Below are 17879 nucleotides of genomic sequence, written 5' to 3'. Positions count from 1 at the left end.
TTTCCTGTCAAACTCTTTAGTACAATTTCGCTCCCGCCGGAATCCGATCATCTACCATCAGCAGATTCAGTCCCTCATGTCCGTCTTCTTCATGAACCGCTGAAATCAGCATACCGCAGGAATCAATTCCCATCATCGGTCTTGGAGGCAGGTTTGTGATTGCGATACAGGTTTTTCCAACCAGTTCTTCCGGCTCGTAATATTCATGAATACCGCTTAAAATCACACGGTCTGTACCGGTTCCATCATCAAGGATAAATTTCAAAAGTTTCTTGCTCTTTGGCACTGCTTCGCAGGCTTTTACTTTTACTGCTCTGTAATCAGACTTTGCGAATGTTTCAAAATCAACAAATTCTTCAAACAATGGTTCGATTTTCACATTAGAAAAATCAACCTTTTCTTCTACTTTTTCTACCTGAACAGATGCAGCCTTCTCTGCTTTTTTGGGGGTATCGGAACCACCTAAGGATTTCATCGTCGGAAAGAGCAGCACATCACGGATTGCAGCTGAATCTGTAAGCAGCATGCACATTCTGTCGATTCCGAATCCGATTCCGCCTGTAGGAGGCATAGCGATCTCCAGTGCATTCAGGAAGTCCTCATCTGTCGTGTTCGCTTCCTCATCACCCTGTGCCAGCAGTTCTTCCTGCGCTTTGAAACGCTCTCTCTGATCGATCGGGTCATTCAGCTCGGAGTATGCATTTGCCATTTCCCAGCCGTTCATGAAGAACTCGAATCTCTCTACATAGTCCGGATTTTCCGGTTTCTTCTTTGTGAGCGGTGAGATCTCGATCGGGTGGTCCATAACGAAGGTAGGCTGAACGAGATGTTCTTCTACATATTCCTCAAAGAACAGGCTTAAGATATCACCCTTCTTATGTCTGTCTTCAAATTCGATGCCTTTTTCTTTTGCAAGTGCTTTTGCTTCTTCCGTTGTCTTGATTTCATTAAAGTCAATGCCTGCATATTTCCTGACAGCATCTACCATCGTGATTCTTTCAAACGGTTTTCCAAGATCCATCTCTACGCCGTTATAAACGATTTTCGTAGTTCCAAGTACTTCCTGTGCCACATGGCGGTACAGGTTCTCTGTCAGGTCCATCATGCCGTGGTAGTCTGTATATGCCTGATATAATTCCATAAGTGTGAATTCCGGATTATGTCTTGTATCCAGACCTTCGTTGCGGAATACCCGTCCAATCTCATAGACGCGTTCCATTCCTCCTACAATTAGTCTCTTTAAGTATAATTCGAGAGAAATACGAAGCTTAAAATCCTCATCCAAAGCGTTGAAATGAGTCTCGAATGGTCTTGCAGCAGCGCCGCCTGCATTGCTTACAAGCATCGGTGTCTCGACTTCCATGAAACCTTCTGAATCGAGGTATCTTCTGATTGCGCTTAAGATCTTGGAGCGCTTGATGAAGGTATCCTTTACTTCCGGGTTCATGATCAGGTCTACATACCTCTGGCGGTAACGGATGTCTGTATTCGTCAGTCCGTGGAACTTTTCAGGCAGGATCTGGAGGCTCTTGGAGAGCAGTGTCACGCTTGCTGCATGGATAGAAATCTCTCCTGTCTTCGTCCTGAATACTTCTCCGACGATTCCTACGACATCGCCCACGTCCATTTTTTTGAATTCTTTATATGGCTCTTCCCCGACACTGTCCCTTGCCACGTATGACTGGATGTTCCCTTTTAAATCCTGAACATTACAGAAAGATGCCTTTCCCATGACACGCTTGGACATCATACGTCCTGCGATGGATACGGTCTTTCCTTCCAGTTCCTCGAAGTTATCCTTAATCTCCTGGCTGTGGTGTGACTGGTCATATTTTGTTATGGCAAACGGATCCTTCCCGTTATTCTGTAAGTCTGCCAGTTTCTCACGGCGCACCTTTCTTAACTGATTCAGGTCCGGTTCCTGTGCGTTGTTCTGATTCTTTTTCTGCTGCTCGGCCACTGTATTCTCTCCTTCCTTCATAAGCGAATTCAGACCCCTTGTTGATAAGGGGTCTGCTTTCATTGGTTTTTATTACATTGAACGGCTGATCTCGAGTACTTTGTACTGGATCTGTCCTGCCTGTGTCTCTACGTCTACGGTCTCGCCTACTTTTTTGCCCATCAATGCCTGACCTACCGGTGACTCGTTGGAAATCTTGCCTTCAAGGCTGTTAGCCTCTGTAGATCCTACGATCTTGAATTCCATCTCCTCATCGAATGTCACGTCAAATACCTTTACTTTACACCCTACGTTGATCTTATCAAAATCAACTTCATCTTCTACAACTACTTCTGCATTCTTAAGGATACCTTCCAGTTCCTCGATGCGGGCCTCGATGTCGCGCTGTTCGTCCTTCGCTGCATCGTATTCTGCGTTCTCGGATAAGTCTCCCTGCTCTCTGGCTTCTTTAATCTTTCCTGCAACTTCTTTACGTTTGACTACCTTCAGATTCTCAAGTTCGTCTTCAAGTGCTTTCAGACCTGCATAAGTAAGTAATCTTTTCTTTGATTCTGCCATTGTTAACTGCTCCCTTTCTTATTCGTTTCCTCTGCTTTTGTAACTTCATTTCCGTTTTTTATGCCCCAATACCAGAACCGGATAGTCCTGATTCTTGTCCTGTTTAAATTTATATTTCACAATTTCAATATTATACCCAATCCCTATAATGATGTCAAGATATTTTCCAGTTCTTCGTAAGTCTCTACCTTATTAATCAGTTCCCTGAATCTGGCCGCGCCGTGGATCCCTTTCGTATACCATGCCACATGCTTTCTCATTTCCCGCATGCCTATAAAGTCCCCCTTAAATTTCAGCTGAAGTCTGGCATGGCGAAGCATCGTTTTCTTAATCTCCTCAACCGAAGGTCTCGGGGGGAGCGTGCCGCTTCTTTCATACTCCAGAAGTTCTGAGAAAATCCACGGGTTTCCCTGGGCGCCCCTCGCTATCATGATACCGTCGCAGCCTGTCTGCTCACGCATGGCTATCGCTTTTTCCCCGGAGTTTACGTCGCCGTTTCCGATCACGGGGATGGTGACAGCCTCCTTCACCTGCCGGATGATGTCCCAGTCTGCCTTTCCGGAATAATACTGCTCTCTCGTCCTCCCGTGCACGGCAACTGCCGCCGCACCGGCCTCCTCGATGATCTTAGCGATTTCCACCGCGTTTATATGATCGTCGTCGAAACCTTTTCTTATTTTAACGGTAACAGGTTTTTCGATTGCTTTTACCACTGCTGATACGAGTTCAAATACAAGTTTCGGGTTCTTCATAAGTGCTGAACCTTCCCCGTTTTTGACAACCTTGGGGACCGGGCAGCCCATGTTGATATCCAGAATCGCAAATGGGCGCTCCTCGATTCGTTTTGCCATCTCACTTACAATCTTCGGATCGGAACCGAATAACTGGAGGGAAGCCGGCATCTCTTCGGGATGGATTTCCAGAAGGCTTTCTGTATTCTTGTTGTTGTACAGGATTCCTTTGGCGCTTACCATTTCCATACATACAAGGCCTGCCCCCTGCTCTTTGCACAGCAAGCGAAATGGCAGGTCTGTTACTCCTGCCATAGGTCCCAGAATATAAGAATTTTCAAGCTGTACATTACCAATTCTCAACTGTTTCATCTCTATTATCTCACTATTTTCTGTTTTTATTATAAATCAGGCGAAGTCCCTCCAGAGTCAGGTCCGGCCTGTACTCATCGATACTGTCCGTCTCCTGTGCGATGATTTTTCCAAGGCCGCCTGTCGCGACAACAACCGCATTCTGATAACCTGATTCTTCCTTGATCTTTTCTATAATATATTCCGTCTGTCCGATGGCTCCATACACAAGTCCCGCCTGCATACTGGAGATCGTTTCCTTTGCCAGGATGGACTGCGGCTTCTTGATCTCGATCGCCGGCAGCATAGCCGCCCCGCCCCACAGGGAGCGTCCCGCCGTCTCAATGCCGGGTGCCGTGATGCCTGCTTCAAAGGTTCCGTTCGGTCCGATGAGGTCGTATGTGGTAGCAGTTCCAAAGTCGACTACAATCACCGGTCCTCCGCAGATTTCATAACCGGCCACCGCATCAACAATACGGTCAGGACCGATTTCCTTCGGGTTCTCTGTCACAATTCTGATGCCTGTCTTAATTCCGGCCGATACAATCAACGGCTTTACCTTCAGATACTTAATAATTCCATTCCCAAGAGAATGCATGATGTCAGGCACGACCGATGCGATGATAACCGCATCAATATCCTTCGGGACCACATCCCTGTGTTCCAGTATGCCGCAGATCGTCAGTCCGTATTCATCCGACGTCCTCGGCAGCTTTGTCGTCATCCGGAACGTACCGGCTAACTTATCGTGGTCAAACACACCAAGCGTAATATTTGTATTTCCAACATCAATCGTCAGTAACATCAATATCCTCCCCTAAATAGAAAACCTTGAAAAACAGCTCCAGAGATTCAAACAATTCTACTTTCGTGCGCTGAAGCTCTTTGATCTTCAGTGCGCTTCCTATCTCATCAAACCTCAGGTCATCCTCCTGATGCTCGACCTTCAGTTCCAGATTTCCATTCTCGTCGTATACGACCATTAACACGCCGCCCACATCTTCCGTATACAGCACACACATGATCTGAAGCTCCTGCCTGATGCTGTCCGGGAGTGACTCAAACTCCGGGTTCAGATAGAACTTCCGTTCATAAGAACTGGCGGCACAAAGTACAATCTCATCTTCCATATGTCAGTGTTCCTTTCTTCAATGAGTTTAAAGGGGTCTGACCCAATTCATCTATTCAACTGCCGGCTACACATAACCGTACACGCCTCTTACCGATACTTCTCCGGCGAAGACTGCTTCTGTTGTTCCGTCCCCGCGGCGGACCAGCAGTTCGCCTTCCTTATTCACCCCGATGGCATATGCATTATACTGTTCCTTTGCCCCAAGGATTCTAACTTCTTTTTCTCTATTTACAAGCAGGCTGTTGTACTCTTCCTGCATCTTTTCCAAATCCTGTGTTTCCAGAAAAAGGCTGTAGTTTTTTTCAAAACTTCTCATGACTGCCGCAATGATCGGGCTCCTCTTTACGATCCGCCCTGTTTCCAGCCGCAGAGATGTTGCTTTTTCACTTAACTCTTCGGGAAGCCCTGTCATATTAACATTGATTCCTACTCCAATTACAACGTGATTGATGTAATCAATCTCTGTACTCATTTCCGTCAGGATTCCCACCAGCTTTTTCCCGTTCAGTACAATATCATTCGGCCATTTGATCTCGACATCGAGCCCCGTGCTTTCTTTCAGGCCTTCGGCTACACTTAATGCCATGACGAGTGTCAGCATCGGTGCTTTTACAGGCGGTATTTCCGGGCGCAGCAGAATTGACATGTAGATACTGCAGCCTTTTGGAGATTCCCATCCCCTGCCGCGTCTGCCACGGCCTGCATTCTGCTGGTCCGCCACTGCAAGTGTTCCGTGCGGTGCACCTTCCTCTCCCAGCTGTTTTGCCCGGATGTTTGTGGAGTCAGTTTCATTATAATAATATACCTGTTTTCCTGCCCAGACGGTATCAATCTGACTCGTCAGTTCCTCAAGCGTGATCACATCCGGGCTGTCTATAATATGGTACCCTCTGTTGCGCACGGCCTCGACTTCATAGCCTTCTTCTTTCAGCTGGTTGACTGCCTTCCACACTGCGGTGCGGGAGACACCAAACTTCTCACATATCTGCTGGCCTGAGACATAGTCGTCACTTTCACGCAGCATTTTCAATATTTCCGCCTTCAAAACTTCACCCCAAATTCAAACGATTGGCAAAGGGGTCTGACCCCTTTGCCCTCCGTTTTCTGAATATTCTTAAAATTCGCCTAATGTTGCCACCATGACTGCCTTGATTGTATGCATACGGTTCTCTGCTTCATCGAAGACTTTTGACTGCACGGATTCGAATACTTCGTCCGTTACTTCCATATCATTCACACCGAAACGCTCACCCATCTCTTTACCGATCTTTGTCTCTAAGTCGTGGAATGCGGGCAGGCAGTGGAGGAAGATCGCTCCGTCGCCGGCGTTCTCCATAACTTCTTTTGTTACTTTGTATGGTGATAATTCTTTGATTCTCTTTTCCCAGACTTCATCCGGCTCGCCCATTGATACCCATACATCCGTATAGATGACATCCGCACCTTTTGTCCCTGCGTCAACATCTTCTGTCAGGGTGATTGTCGCACCTGATTCTGCGGCATAGCCTTTGCAGGTATCGACCAGTTCCTGATTCGGGAAGTATTCTGCCGTGGTGCATGCCACAAAATGCATTCCCATCTTTGCACATGCAATCATCAGGGAATTGCCCATGTTGTATCTTGCATCACCCATGTATACTAATTTAATGCCTTTCAGTCTTCCGAAATGTTCACGGATCGTTAAAAGGTCCGCCAGCATCTGGGTCGGGTGGTATTCATTTGTCAGTCCGTTCCACACAGGCACGCCTGCATATTTTGCCAGTTCTTCTACGACCTCCTGGCCAAATCCGCGGTACTCAATTCCGTCATACATTCTTCCTAATACTCTTGCCGTATCCCGGATGCTCTCTTTCTTACCGATCTGGGAACCGCTTGGATCAAGATATGTGCTTCCCATTCCCATGTCATGTGCGGCAACCTCAAATGCACAGCGGGTCCTTGTGCTTGTCTTCTCAAAGATCAGGGCAATGTTCTTTCCCTTGTAATGGTCTACAGGCACTCCGTTTTTCTTCTTTTCTTTCAGGTCTGCAGCAAGGTCAAGCAGATAAGTAATTTCTTCCGGTGTAAAGTCTTTCAGTGTCAAAAAATTTCTTCCTTTTAAATTCATCTCATTTTCCCTTCCTATGTTCATTAGTACGTGTGTAAATCTGGGCAGGTGAATCTTGTCCGCCAGTTCCTCATATCTCTTCGCTGTCAGGTCAAATAATTCATCCACTGTATATATCTGGTACTTTGGAATCCGCAGCTGCTTCGCGCTGGCTTCCAGCATCGCCATATATAACTCTTTTCCGGTAAATGTCGGCGGCAGCTTCAAGATAAACGCCATCTCCGCCTTTTCTATCTCACTGATATCTGAAAACCGTTCTTCAAACCATGCTTCGTCATGGGTACATGCCAGATAATAAATAAATCCCTCCAGCCCGTACAGCATCCTCTTTGCATCGAAGTACCCGATCTTCAAATTCTGGCGGCTCCTCCTGCTGTCAAACTCAATAATGCTTCCCAGACCGACCCGCGGCCCGATATGGTACTTCTCACTGTCATCAGGCATCTTCACCCTCGGTTCCCGGCCCGGCCCGTAAATGCGGATCTCTATGATGTCTGAGTATCCCCGGCGCACCAGTGACTTCAGCGGTACATTATTCACGACACCGCCGTCTATATACCGTTTGCCGTGCAGCTTTTCATTCTTGAAACCAAGAAGATATGCACTGGCAAGCAGAAAATCCTCCAGCATCCCCTCCGGGATATCCTCCAGACTCAGGTCCAGTTCCTTAAAGTCTGTCAGTGAAAAGGTCAGGAGGCAGAACTCCTTCCCCGATGCACGAATCTTCTCTTCATCGATGACTTCATGAATCAGCTCACGCAGGGGCGTCACATCCACACCGCCGTCTGACAGGGTCTTCCAGATCTCTGCGATGACTTCCGTAAACTTATTCTCATGGCTGAACAGCCGCTCCATCCAGCCATCATCCACATCCATAACCTTGGAAAATGTCATCTCACTCCAGATCTTCTCTGCATTTTCGACATCATCCATACAGATCAGGGCACCGTTCAGCGCTCCAACAGACGTTCCTGCAACGGCATTGATCTTTACCCCGGCTTCCTTCAGCGCCTTCCATGCACCAATCTGGTAGGCACCCCTGGCGCCCCCTCCATCCAGTACAATTCCATATTCCTTAGACAGATCCAGTAATACTTCCATACGCTCACCTCGATTTATGATAGTATACTATATTCTGGTATAAAAATGCAACTTCTATTCCAAGCAAATAGAATACAATAACGATAACAAGGACCTGGCATCTGCCAGATCCTCGCTAAGAATTCAGGTGTATGTCTTACCAGGCTCGAAAATACCCCGCCAAGTACGAGCATTAGACCATATCCAGACGTATCCCCTTCTCCCGGATCAGCTGCACCCAGTCTTCTGAAAGGTTTGTATCTGTAATGATTCTGTCAAAGATATCCAGATCCGTCACAAAGCACGGCTTAATCACCCCGAACTTGCTGGAATCCACGAGCAGTATCTTCTCTGCTCCCGACTGGATGATCGTCTGCTTGATCTCCAGTTCATAATTATTCATGCAGGTAACCCCCATCGTATCATGGACCCCCGCCGCCGACGCGAAAACCTTAGTGGCCCGGATATTCTTAATCAGCGTAATATTCTCCGCGGATTCAAATAACGTCGTATCCGGATGGTAGTAACCGCCGCCGAAAATGATAGAGATATTGGGGTTGTTGCATATCCTGTTCAGGATATTCAGATTGCATGTAAACACCGTCATCTTCGTATCCTTCGCGATATTGTCCGCCAGATATTCCACCGTAGAGCCATTATCAATGATCACGCAGTCGTCCTGCTGAATCAGCGAAGAAGCAAACTTCCCGATGCGCTCCTTCTCTTTTGTATGTGAGCGGGTCGCCATAGAGAGCTGATACGCATCATCTTCCACTTCATATGTATACTGGGTGTTCAAGACTGCCGCACCCGGAATGTCTAATATCACATTCTTTGCTTTGAGTGTATCCATATCCCTGCGCACAGTCATCTCGGACACATCCAACATCTGTGCAAGATCACGGATCGTGGCACCATTCTGCTTTTTTAATATTTCTACCAACTTATTTAATCTATCCTCTTTTTTACTCAAAAGAAATACCTCTCACTCTACAATCTCCCGCCGAGAATGCGTTATAACACCAAGATCATTATAACATAAATACGAAACTCGTGAAATACCTCAATAACTATTTATAACGCGAAACACTCCCGCACACGTTTAACTACTGCATCAGCCGTAAATCCATATTTTTCGAATAACTGGCCCGCCGGTGCGGAAGCCCCGAATTCATCCATTGTAATATAGCATCCGTCTATGCCGATATACTTTCCCCAGGATACACTGCTGCCGGCTTCGACAACGGCACGGTTTCTTACATTCTTCGGAAGCACGGACTCCTGATAGGCTTTGTCCTGTTCCTCGAATACATCCAGACACGGCATGCTTACTACTCTGGCGGAAATTCCTTCCTCCTCCAGCTTTAAGGCAGCCTCCAGTGCAACGCCTGTCTCTGACCCTGTCGCTATGAACAGGATATCTGCCGTGTCAGAGGATTCCTTCTTCAGGATATATCCCCCTCGCAGTGCTTCTTTCCCGCTGGCCTTTAATACAGGAAGGTTTTGTCTGGAAAGAACAAGGCAGGTCGGCGTCTTAAGTGATGTCAGGGCCGAATACCATGCCGCCTTCGTCTCCATCTCATCGGCCGGCCTGAACACATGCATATTCGGGAGGGACCTCAGCATGGTCAGCTGCTCAACCGGCTCGTGGGTCGGGCCATCCTCCCCGACCCCAATACTGTCATGGGTCAGAACGGAAATCATTGGCAGCCCCATCAGGGAAGACAGGCGCAGCATTGGTTTCATATAGTCTGAGAACACAAAGAATGTCGCGGCATAAGTGCGCAGCCCTCCGTGCAGCAGGATTCCATTTGCCACGGCCGTCATTCCTAATTCTCTGACCCCGTAATGCATATTTCTTCCCTCCGGACATGTTCTCGAGAAATCAGGCTCCCCGTTCATAACGGTTTTATTCGACGGCCCCAGATCTGCGGAACCACCGATCAGGTTCGGCATCCGGTCTTTTATAACATTCAATACCTTTCCGGAAATGCTCCTTGTAGCCTCGGCTTTGCCGGTTCTTGCCCAGAATTCTTCGTCATCCAGCAGTTTAAACGGAGCTTCTTCATCATAATAGGCATCCAGTCCTGCTTTCAGTTCAGGATACTTTCTGCCATATTCTTCAAACATCTGCTGCCAGAAATATTCCTTCGCAGCCCCGCTGCGCGCCAGAGTACTGTAGTGTTCATAAACTTCCTGAGGTACCGCAAACGCCTCCTGTTCGGGCCATCCTAACGACTCCCTGAGGATTTTTACATTTTCCTCTCCGAGCGGCTCGCCGTGTGCACTCGCCCTGCCCTCTTTTGCAGGGACGCCATACCCGATTTTTGTCGTGATTTTAATAAAGGAAGGTCTTTCCTTATCAGCCTTTGCCTGTGCAACCGCTTTTCCGATTGCCTCCGTGTCGTTCCCGTCTTCCACTGTAAGTATCTGGAACCCAAACGCCTCGAAACGCTTTTCCACATCTTCCGTAAAAGCAATCCCGGTACTTCCCTCGATTGTAATCGAATTTGAATCATACAGGACGATCAGTTTCCCAAGGCCGCACGTACCTGCCAGAGACATGGCCTCGGAAGAAATCCCTTCCATCAGGCAGCCGTCCCCGCACAATGCGTATGTATAATGGTCGAAGACCGGGTATCCTTCCCTGTTGAATTTCGCAGCCAGATGTTTCTCCGCTATCGCCATTCCGACTGCCATCCCGAGTCCGGCGCCCAGCGGTCCTGTTGTCGCCTCCACACCTGTTGTATGTCCATATTCGGGGTGTCCCGGGGTCAGGGAACCTAACTGCCGGAAATTCTTCAGGTCTTCAATCCCAAGCCCCCCATATCCGAATAAATGCAGCAGAGAATACAGCATGGAGGAACCATGCCCCGCCGACAGTATAAACCTGTCACGATTGATCCATTCCGGGTCCGCCGGATTATGGTCCATCTGGTGCGCCCAGACCTCATATGCAATCGGAGCCGCCCCTAACGGGAGCCCCGGATGCCCTGAATTTGCTTTCTGCACCATATCCGCGGATAAGATGCGGACTGCATTCACTGCCAAAGTCTCTAATTGCTTATTCATGCTGTTTTCTCCTTTTTCTTTTTATGTCCGATCACACCTTTCACCTTCAGCTTTGTCGTATAAGAACTGATCGCAAGTGCAAAAATCGCGAACAGGAACGGGAACATCTTAATAATTGACGGCGAAATATTCATGCCTACCAGTTCTATCCTGATTCCGACAGCATCTGCGAGTCCAAAAAGCAGTGTGACGAGTGAAGAGAAGACCGGGTGTGCATTTCCAAAAACGAGTGCCGTAAATGCATTGAAGCCTCGTCCCTGAATCATGTCTTCTGAAAACTGTGAGACTGAAATTGTGGATAAGTATGCACCCGCAAGTCCTGACAGTGCACCTGAAATCAGTATAACCTGCCATTTCACCAGCGCCGGTTTGATGCCCGCCGTCTTAGCTGCCACTTCGGATTCCCCGACTGCACAGATACTTAAGCCCATCTTTGTCTTAAAGAGCATAATGTAAATGACAACAACAAGAAAGATTGCAAAATAAGTCACAATACTCTGCCCGCTTATACAGTTCAGGATCGGGATATCTTTAATAACAGGAATGTGGATCATATTCAGCTTATGGATCTTGTCCGGGCTGTATGCCCCCTGCACTTCGAACATGGCCCGCAGCAGGTAGGAAGTCAGGCCCGCGCCCAGCATGTTCATGGCGATACTGGCAATGATATTATCTGCTTTAAATTTCGTAACAAATAAAGCAAAGAGTGCACTGTACAACGCCCCGACCAGCATCGCGCCGATGAGTCCCGCCCAGACATTACCGCCGGTAAACTGTACCACTGCGACTGCCGCAAATGCGCCTACCAGAGAGAAACCTTCCAATGCAATGTTGAAGACACCCGCCCGCTGGCACAAAAGACCGCCCAATGCCATGAGCATTAAAGGAGTGGCAATTCTTATCATAGATGCCAATGTGTCAGAAATAACCGCTATGTTCATCCTATTTACCTCCTTCACTTGCCTGTTTCTTCCCGGCTGTTTTTCTCTTTAACCTTGGAAGTACAAACTTGGCACTGATTGTTATGAATATGATCGCTGTTACAATGTCAGTTACCGCGGACGGTACATCCGTGATACGCTCCATGTTGATTCCGCCGTTCTTCAATGCACCAAAGAAGATACCGGAGAACAGCACACCGATCGGGTTATTGTTTGCCAGCAGGGACACAACGATACCGTCAAACCCGAAATCCGGGTTAAACCCTGCCAGAAGTCTGTGCTGGACCGCCGTAACCTCTACGGCCCCGACAATTCCTGCAATTGCACCACTCATCGCCATAACCTGAAGGATCGTCTTCTTCGGCTTCATACCGGAGTATTTTGCCAGAACAGGATTCGAGCCGACCACTTTAATCTCGTGTCCGAATGCCGTCCTAAAGAAAACGAATGCGAGAACAAGCATTACGATAATTGCTATGTAAAAACCAATGTTTGCCGAGGATGGCTCAAAATAAGAGATACGCGGGAGCCATGTGTTTTCATTTAATATGGCACTGGCATTTAAGTTCGTCCCGGCTTCCGGATCACGTAAAGGACCGGTTACGAGATATTCCACGTACAGAGCCGCGATAAAGTTCAAAAGCAGTGTGGAAACAACTTCGTTCGTATTCAGATATACCTTCATCAGGGCCGGAATCATTGCAAACAGCGCCCCTGCTGCCATAGCCGCTAAAAATACAAGAACGAGCGCAGCCACGTGGTTCATTGATTTCGGGATATTCACCGCTACTGCTGTAGCCGCCGCGGCACCCATATACAGCTGCCCGTCCACACCAAGGTTGAAAACTTCCGCCTTGTAAGTCACACAGATTGCAAGCCCGGCGAGGATTAACGGGGTAGCCCAGCGGATTGTACCTGCAATATCAAGGGTAAGTCCCTCAAAAATACCATTTACGATCGCCAGCGGCTCATAGCCGGATACGGCCAGGAAGATCGTTGCAAGGATCAGTGCAATGACAATCAGGCCAACTTGTTTTCCCACAACACCCACTGCGGATAATATTCTGTTGTTATCTTTATTTTTCATCGTCATCACCGCCTTGTCTCTTTGCTCCTGTCATGTAAACAGCAATCGTTCTCTCATCTGCTTCCCCGCGTTTGAATTCTGCCATGATTTCTCCTTCATACATAACCAGAATCCTGTCAGAAAGGGAAAGGATCTCATCCAGCTCCGCACTGACCAGCAGGACACCCCTGTTGGAATCGCGTACTTCAATGATCTTGTGGTGGATTGATTCTATCGCGCCAATATCAACCCCTCTTGTCGGCTGCGCCGCAATGAGCAGGTCCGGGTCAGCTTCCATCTCACGTGCAAAGATGACCTTCTGCATGTTTCCGCCGGAAAGTGTTCCCAGCTTATAATCAGAATCCGGCGTCTTTACGTCGAAATTCTTACATAGCTCCTCTGACAAGGCATGGAGCTTTTTATTATCGAGGATACCTGACTTGCAGTATGGTTTCTGATAGTACCTGTTCAGAATCAGGTTATCCCTGATGGTACAGTTTACCGCACTTCCCATTTTCAGCCTGTCCTCCGGGATGTGGGACATGCCGCTCTCCCGTCTCTGGCGCACATTCCGGGCGGTGACATCCTGCCCTTTGAAAATAATCTGTCCGCCTGTAGGCTTCAGCATCCCTGATACTGCTTCAATCAGTTCTGTCTGCCCGTTCCCTTCGACGCCTGCGATTCCCACAACTTCCCCTCTTGAAACATGGAAGCTGACTCCGTTTAATGCCGGCAGGCCTCTCTGGTTCAGAGCATGGATATCCTTAACCTCCAGAACATCTTCGCCGGGCTGGTAGGGCTTACGGTCAATCTCCAGATTTACCTTCCTTCCCACCATCATGTCGGAAAGCCCTTCTGTATTCGCCTCCGAAGTATCCAGACTTCCGGTGACGAGCCCCTTTCTCATGACAACGATTTTATCGGTGATGGCCATCACTTCACGGAGCTTATGTGTGATAAAAATAATGGCACATCCCTTTGATTTCAGGAGACGGAGTACATCCAGAAGCTTATCCGTCTCTGTTGGTGTCAGTACCGCCGTAGGCTCGTCGAGAATCAGCACCTTCGCCTCTCTGTACAGCGCCTTGATGATTTCGACCCTCTGTTTTTCCCCGACGGAAAGCTGGTATACCTTCTCATCCAGATCCACCGGGAGATCATATGTATCCATGATCTCCCGAATCTTTTCTTTTGCCTCTTTTGTGTCAATCAGGCCTTTTTTAGTTGGTGCTTTCCCTAAGATAATGTTTTGTAAAACACTTAAGTTCGGCATCAGCATGAAATGCTGATGTACCATTCCGATTCCCAGTTTAATCGCCATATTCGGGGACTGGATACGGACCTCTTTTCCAAAGAGCTTTATTACACCGAGATCCGGCTCCATCATTCCATACAGCATATTCATCATTGTAGATTTTCCGGCACCGTTCTCGCCGATCAGTCCAAGTATCTCCCCCTCACCTACGCTTAAAGAAACGTTATCATTCGCCACTACACCGGGAAAGAATTTCGATATATTCAACATTTCAACCGCTACTGCCATAATATCCTTCCTTTTCTGCTTATCTGCTATGCTTTAGTACAGATACGATTTTTCTTAACGCTCAGTTTTACTTCACCAGTTTCATCCCATTCTTTCAGTATCTTCATAGCTTCTGCCGCTGCCAGGCACGCCTTTTCTTCTCCGCCATTATCTCCCCAGCGGTCTAACACCCTGTTGGAAATAACCGATAGAATTGCACCCATCCTCATTTCATGCAGATAGCCTACAACATACTGCCCGGATGTCTCCATCTCGATATTCGTCACGCCTGCCGTCTGCAGGTCCGGAATAATCTTCTCCGCGAAGGACGGCCAGTAACCGCTTCCGTCCTCGTTCAGCGGGCGTCCCTGTCCGATATAAAAAGACCCAACCGTGTAATCCAGACCCAGTCCATAGCGGAATCCAAGCCGTTCACAGGCCTCCATCAGGGCCATGACAACATAGGTATTTGCAAATGCCGGGAACTCCGGTTCCACATACGTTGCGGACGTTCCGTCCTTTCGGACACAGGCAACCGGGATAATCAGGTCGCCGAGGTCAAACTGCGGTACGATACAGCCTGTCGTGCCCACACGGATACAGGTATGAACGCCCAGTGTGTTCAGTTCGTGGAGGCAGATCTCAGAACTCGGTCCGCCAATACCTGTAGACGTACATGCCATATCCATGCCCTTATATTTTCCGGTCACTGTTTTATACTCCCGGTAAGATGCCACTTCCTTAACATCGTCCCAGTTCTTCGCTATTTTCACAGTCCTCTCCGGAGCCCCCGGAAGGATCACGTAAGGGGGGACATCCCCCGGTTTTAACTGAAGATGATATACGCCTTCATTTTCGGCCTTCGGAGCTGATGCTTTATTTATGCTTTCTTCCATAATGACTGATTCTCCTTTTATTCTGCTGAAGCTTTGATTTTATCCCAGTTCGGTACATCTGTATTAAATGGAACTTCCAGAGAACCGTCCTTGATCTGTTCTTCCATCTTTTGTGCTTCTTCAATTGCTGCCTTCATGACATCTTTATACTCTGCATTACCATCTGCGAATCTGTTGAAAGAATCCCAGTCCATAAAATATCCGCCATTCGTCAGGTCACGGATTCCGTGCTCTCCGCCCGGGTATTCCCCATTCTTTAACATTTCAATCGCTTTATATACTGTATCGCCAAAGCCGATGCCTTCGATACCGTAGAATCCTTCGTATGTGTCGTAATAGTCACTGATTTCGCCTGCACACAGGATGCCTGCATCCTTAGATGCCTCAACCACACCTGCATTGGAAGCCCCTGAATCTGTCTGGATGACGTCGCAGCCTTTTGAAATCATAGCGCTTGTAATCTCTTTTGCCTTAGCTGGGTCTTCATAACTGCCTACATAGGAGAATTCCACTGTGGCATCCGGATTTGCCGCTTTTACACCCATCATGAAACCATTGCCTTCTGCATTCGGAGTCGGCTCTTCTGCACCTACCACGAAGCCTACATGATTGGATTTCGTAAGTTTTCCGGCAATATATCCGCCAAGGTAAAATGCTCCTTCACCATGAAATTCTGTATCCCACACGTTCTCATACTTCTCGCTGCCATCATTGATTGTCTGGAAAATGGCTGCATATTTCGTATCCGGATATTCTTTTGAGACAAGTTTTGTCGCATCCGTCATGTATCCATAGGTTGTTACAATCAAATCGTATCCGGCCTTGGACATTGCACGCACATCTTCTTCAAACTTAGAAGCTTCTGCTGACTCCAGCTTCTTAATCTCAACGCCAAAATCCTCTGCCGCCTGGTCTGCACCTTTTGCGAGGTCATCCATAGAAGCCTTGTCACCAAACTTCTGGTTTACTACAAGGGCAACCTTCAGCTGTTTTTCCCCGTCGTCTTTTCCTTTGTCGGAAGAAGCCGGCTCAGATTTCTTTGCACACCCTGCTACAAGTCCAACCACCATCACTGCTGCAAGCATAACTGCCAAAACTCTTTTTTTCATAAATAATTTCCTTCCTTTTCTTTTTCTATGAAGAAAGTGCCGCCGCTATTTTCTCAGAAGCCTCCTGCACTCTTTTCATGACATCATTTACGTTTATTGTTTGTAAAACCCCATCTTTTACTACATGTCTTCCATCCACGAATACATCGGTCACGTCTCGTCCCGTCGCATTATAGACAAGTGCGGACGTTACCGTCTCCGGTGTCCCTGTAAGCATCGGCTGCATATGGGGAACCCTCGTCTCAATCAGGATAAAGTCGGCCTTTTTCCCTGCCTCGATGGTCCCGTAATCCTTCTCCAGACCGAAGCACTTAGCCCCGTTGATCGTTGCCATATCCAGAATGTCTGTCTTCTTAAGGCTGCGGATTCCCCCACTGATTGTGTGGAGCAGCGACATTCCTTTCATTTCACGGAAAATGTCGTTGGAATTATTCCACATCGCACCGTCCGTGCCCAGAGATACGCAGACACCCTGTCTTATCATTTCCGGAACAGGGGCAATGCCGTCCTGGATCTTCATCTCGCACAGCGGCGTATTCACTACCTTTGTATCCGTCCGGGCAAGCTGGCACACCTCTTCCTTCGAGGCATATACAACATGGGAACCAATCAGCCCCTTGTTCAGAAGGTTATTCCGGTGCAGATAGTCAACTGCCGTGGTGTGGTATTTTTCCTCCACCATTTCCTGTCTCCATGTGTTTTCCGCCAGATGACAGGTAAGCAGAACTTTGTACTGCTTTTGGATCCCCTGAATCTTCCGCAGTCTTTCTGTGTCATAGTCTTCTTCTGAGACCCCGCCCAGAACGGGCACCAGACCATTTTCCCGGCACAGCCTGATAAAACCGGTGAGTAATTGTTCTGATACGAATTCATCCGGTCTCAGGAAATCTACCCGGACATCTTCCGCCAGAGCGCCTCGTATACCAACCTCCTTCATCGCGCGTACAGAATCTTCTCCAAGCCCCCAGTACATGTTCTCCATAATAAATGTCGTACCGGAGAGTAACGCTTCACAATATGTAAGCTGTCTGGACCAGAACCTGTCCTCGTCTGTGATCAGGGTATAAAACCATCCGGTATCAGCAAACTTCTGGTTCTGTTCGAGCAGAGTTAAGTCATCCCCGAGCCCTCGCGCCAGTGTCATGTCACCGTGGCAGTGCCCGTTGACAAGTCCGGGCATCAGGATTTTCCCTTCTGCATCGATCCATTCCTCACAGTCTTCCTTATTCAGTTGTCCTTCTGATACGGCTGCAATCCGTCCTTCTGCCACTCCTACCGATCCGATGAACGGCTGGTACCGGTTGTGTGCCGAGACGATAATTGCGCCGCTGATACCTGTTTGATATTTCATAAC

15 protein-coding genes are annotated in these 17879 nt (G+C 48.0%); all 15 read right to left on the bottom strand.

The features are described 5' to 3' along the window. Nucleotides 1-16 precede the first annotated feature (16 nt). Entirely contained in the window at nt 17-1981 is a 1965-nt protein-coding gene (gene lysS / locus ABIN22_RS13100) for a lysine--tRNA ligase (RefSeq protein WP_346909169.1), read from the bottom strand. Nucleotides 1982-2032: 51 nt separating this feature from the next. Then, nucleotides 2033-2518 (bottom strand): transcription elongation factor GreA, encoded by a 486-nt coding sequence (greA, locus tag ABIN22_RS13095; RefSeq protein ID WP_109732440.1) that lies wholly within the window; start codon nt 2516-2518, stop codon nt 2033-2035. 143 nt (nt 2519-2661) lie between these two features. Then, on the bottom strand, nt 2662-3621 hold the full coding sequence (gene dusB / locus ABIN22_RS13090; RefSeq protein WP_109732441.1) for a tRNA dihydrouridine synthase DusB: 960 nt from the start codon (nt 3619-3621) through the stop codon (nt 2662-2664). Between the two features lie 13 nt (nt 3622-3634). Next, nucleotides 3635-4405: a type III pantothenate kinase gene (locus ABIN22_RS13085; RefSeq protein ID WP_109732442.1), complete on the bottom strand. Its 771-nt coding sequence runs from the start codon at nt 4403-4405 to the stop codon at nt 3635-3637. Continuing rightward, nucleotides 4389-4730: a DUF6145 family protein gene (locus ABIN22_RS13080; protein WP_109732443.1), complete on the bottom strand. Its 342-nt coding sequence runs from the start codon at nt 4728-4730 to the stop codon at nt 4389-4391. The genes ABIN22_RS13085 and ABIN22_RS13080 overlap by 17 nt, the downstream gene beginning before the upstream one ends. A 66-nt stretch (nt 4731-4796) precedes the next feature. Next, nucleotides 4797-5777 (bottom strand): biotin--[acetyl-CoA-carboxylase] ligase, encoded by a 981-nt coding sequence (locus tag ABIN22_RS13075; protein ID WP_346909166.1) that lies wholly within the window; start codon nt 5775-5777, stop codon nt 4797-4799. Nucleotides 5778-5846: 69 nt separating this feature from the next. Then, nucleotides 5847-7940, bottom strand: coding sequence for an ornithine carbamoyltransferase (argF, locus tag ABIN22_RS13070; protein WP_346909164.1), 2094 nt, complete (start codon nt 7938-7940; stop codon nt 5847-5849). 172 nt (nt 7941-8112) lie between these two features. Next, complete coding sequence (locus ABIN22_RS13065; protein WP_346909162.1) at nt 8113-8862, bottom strand: DeoR/GlpR family DNA-binding transcription regulator; 750 nt, start codon at nt 8860-8862, stop codon at nt 8113-8115. Between the two features lie 131 nt (nt 8863-8993). Continuing rightward, nucleotides 8994-10991, bottom strand: coding sequence for a transketolase (gene tkt, locus ABIN22_RS13060; RefSeq protein WP_346909160.1), 1998 nt, complete (start codon nt 10989-10991; stop codon nt 8994-8996). After that, nucleotides 10988-11932, bottom strand: a complete 945-nt coding sequence (locus tag ABIN22_RS13055; RefSeq protein ID WP_109732448.1) for an ABC transporter permease — start codon at nt 11930-11932, stop codon at nt 10988-10990. Before ABIN22_RS13055 ends, tkt begins: the two co-directional genes overlap by 4 nt. Before the next feature lies 1 nt (nt 11933). Next, nucleotides 11934-13019 carry an ABC transporter permease gene (locus tag ABIN22_RS13050; RefSeq protein ID WP_346909157.1) on the bottom strand — a complete coding sequence of 362 codons (1086 nt, stop codon included), beginning with the start codon at nt 13017-13019 and terminating at the stop codon, nt 11934-11936. Beyond that, a complete protein-coding gene (locus ABIN22_RS13045) occupies nt 13009-14541 on the bottom strand; it encodes an ABC transporter ATP-binding protein (protein ID WP_109732450.1) in 1533 nt (510 codons plus the stop codon). The genes ABIN22_RS13050 and ABIN22_RS13045 overlap by 11 nt, the downstream gene beginning before the upstream one ends. Nucleotides 14542-14567: 26 nt before the next feature. Next, entirely contained in the window at nt 14568-15416 is an 849-nt protein-coding gene (locus tag ABIN22_RS13040) for a nucleoside phosphorylase (RefSeq protein WP_118622639.1), read from the bottom strand. A gap of 17 nt (nt 15417-15433) precedes the next feature. Then, complete coding sequence (locus ABIN22_RS13035; protein ID WP_346909155.1) at nt 15434-16525, bottom strand: BMP family ABC transporter substrate-binding protein; 1092 nt, start codon at nt 16523-16525, stop codon at nt 15434-15436. A gap of 25 nt (nt 16526-16550) precedes the next feature. Further along, on the bottom strand, nt 16551-17876 hold the full coding sequence (locus tag ABIN22_RS13030; protein ID WP_346909153.1) for an amidohydrolase family protein: 1326 nt from the start codon (nt 17874-17876) through the stop codon (nt 16551-16553). Nucleotides 17877-17879 lie beyond the last annotated feature (3 nt).

Origin of the sequence: Faecalicatena orotica, from assembly GCF_905197545.1 — a bacterium.
Lineage (GTDB): Bacteria > Bacillota > Clostridia > Lachnospirales > Lachnospiraceae > Faecalicatena_A > Faecalicatena_A orotica.
Note: the sequence above shows the minus strand (reverse complement) of the source record. Positions and strands in the feature narration are given on the sequence as shown.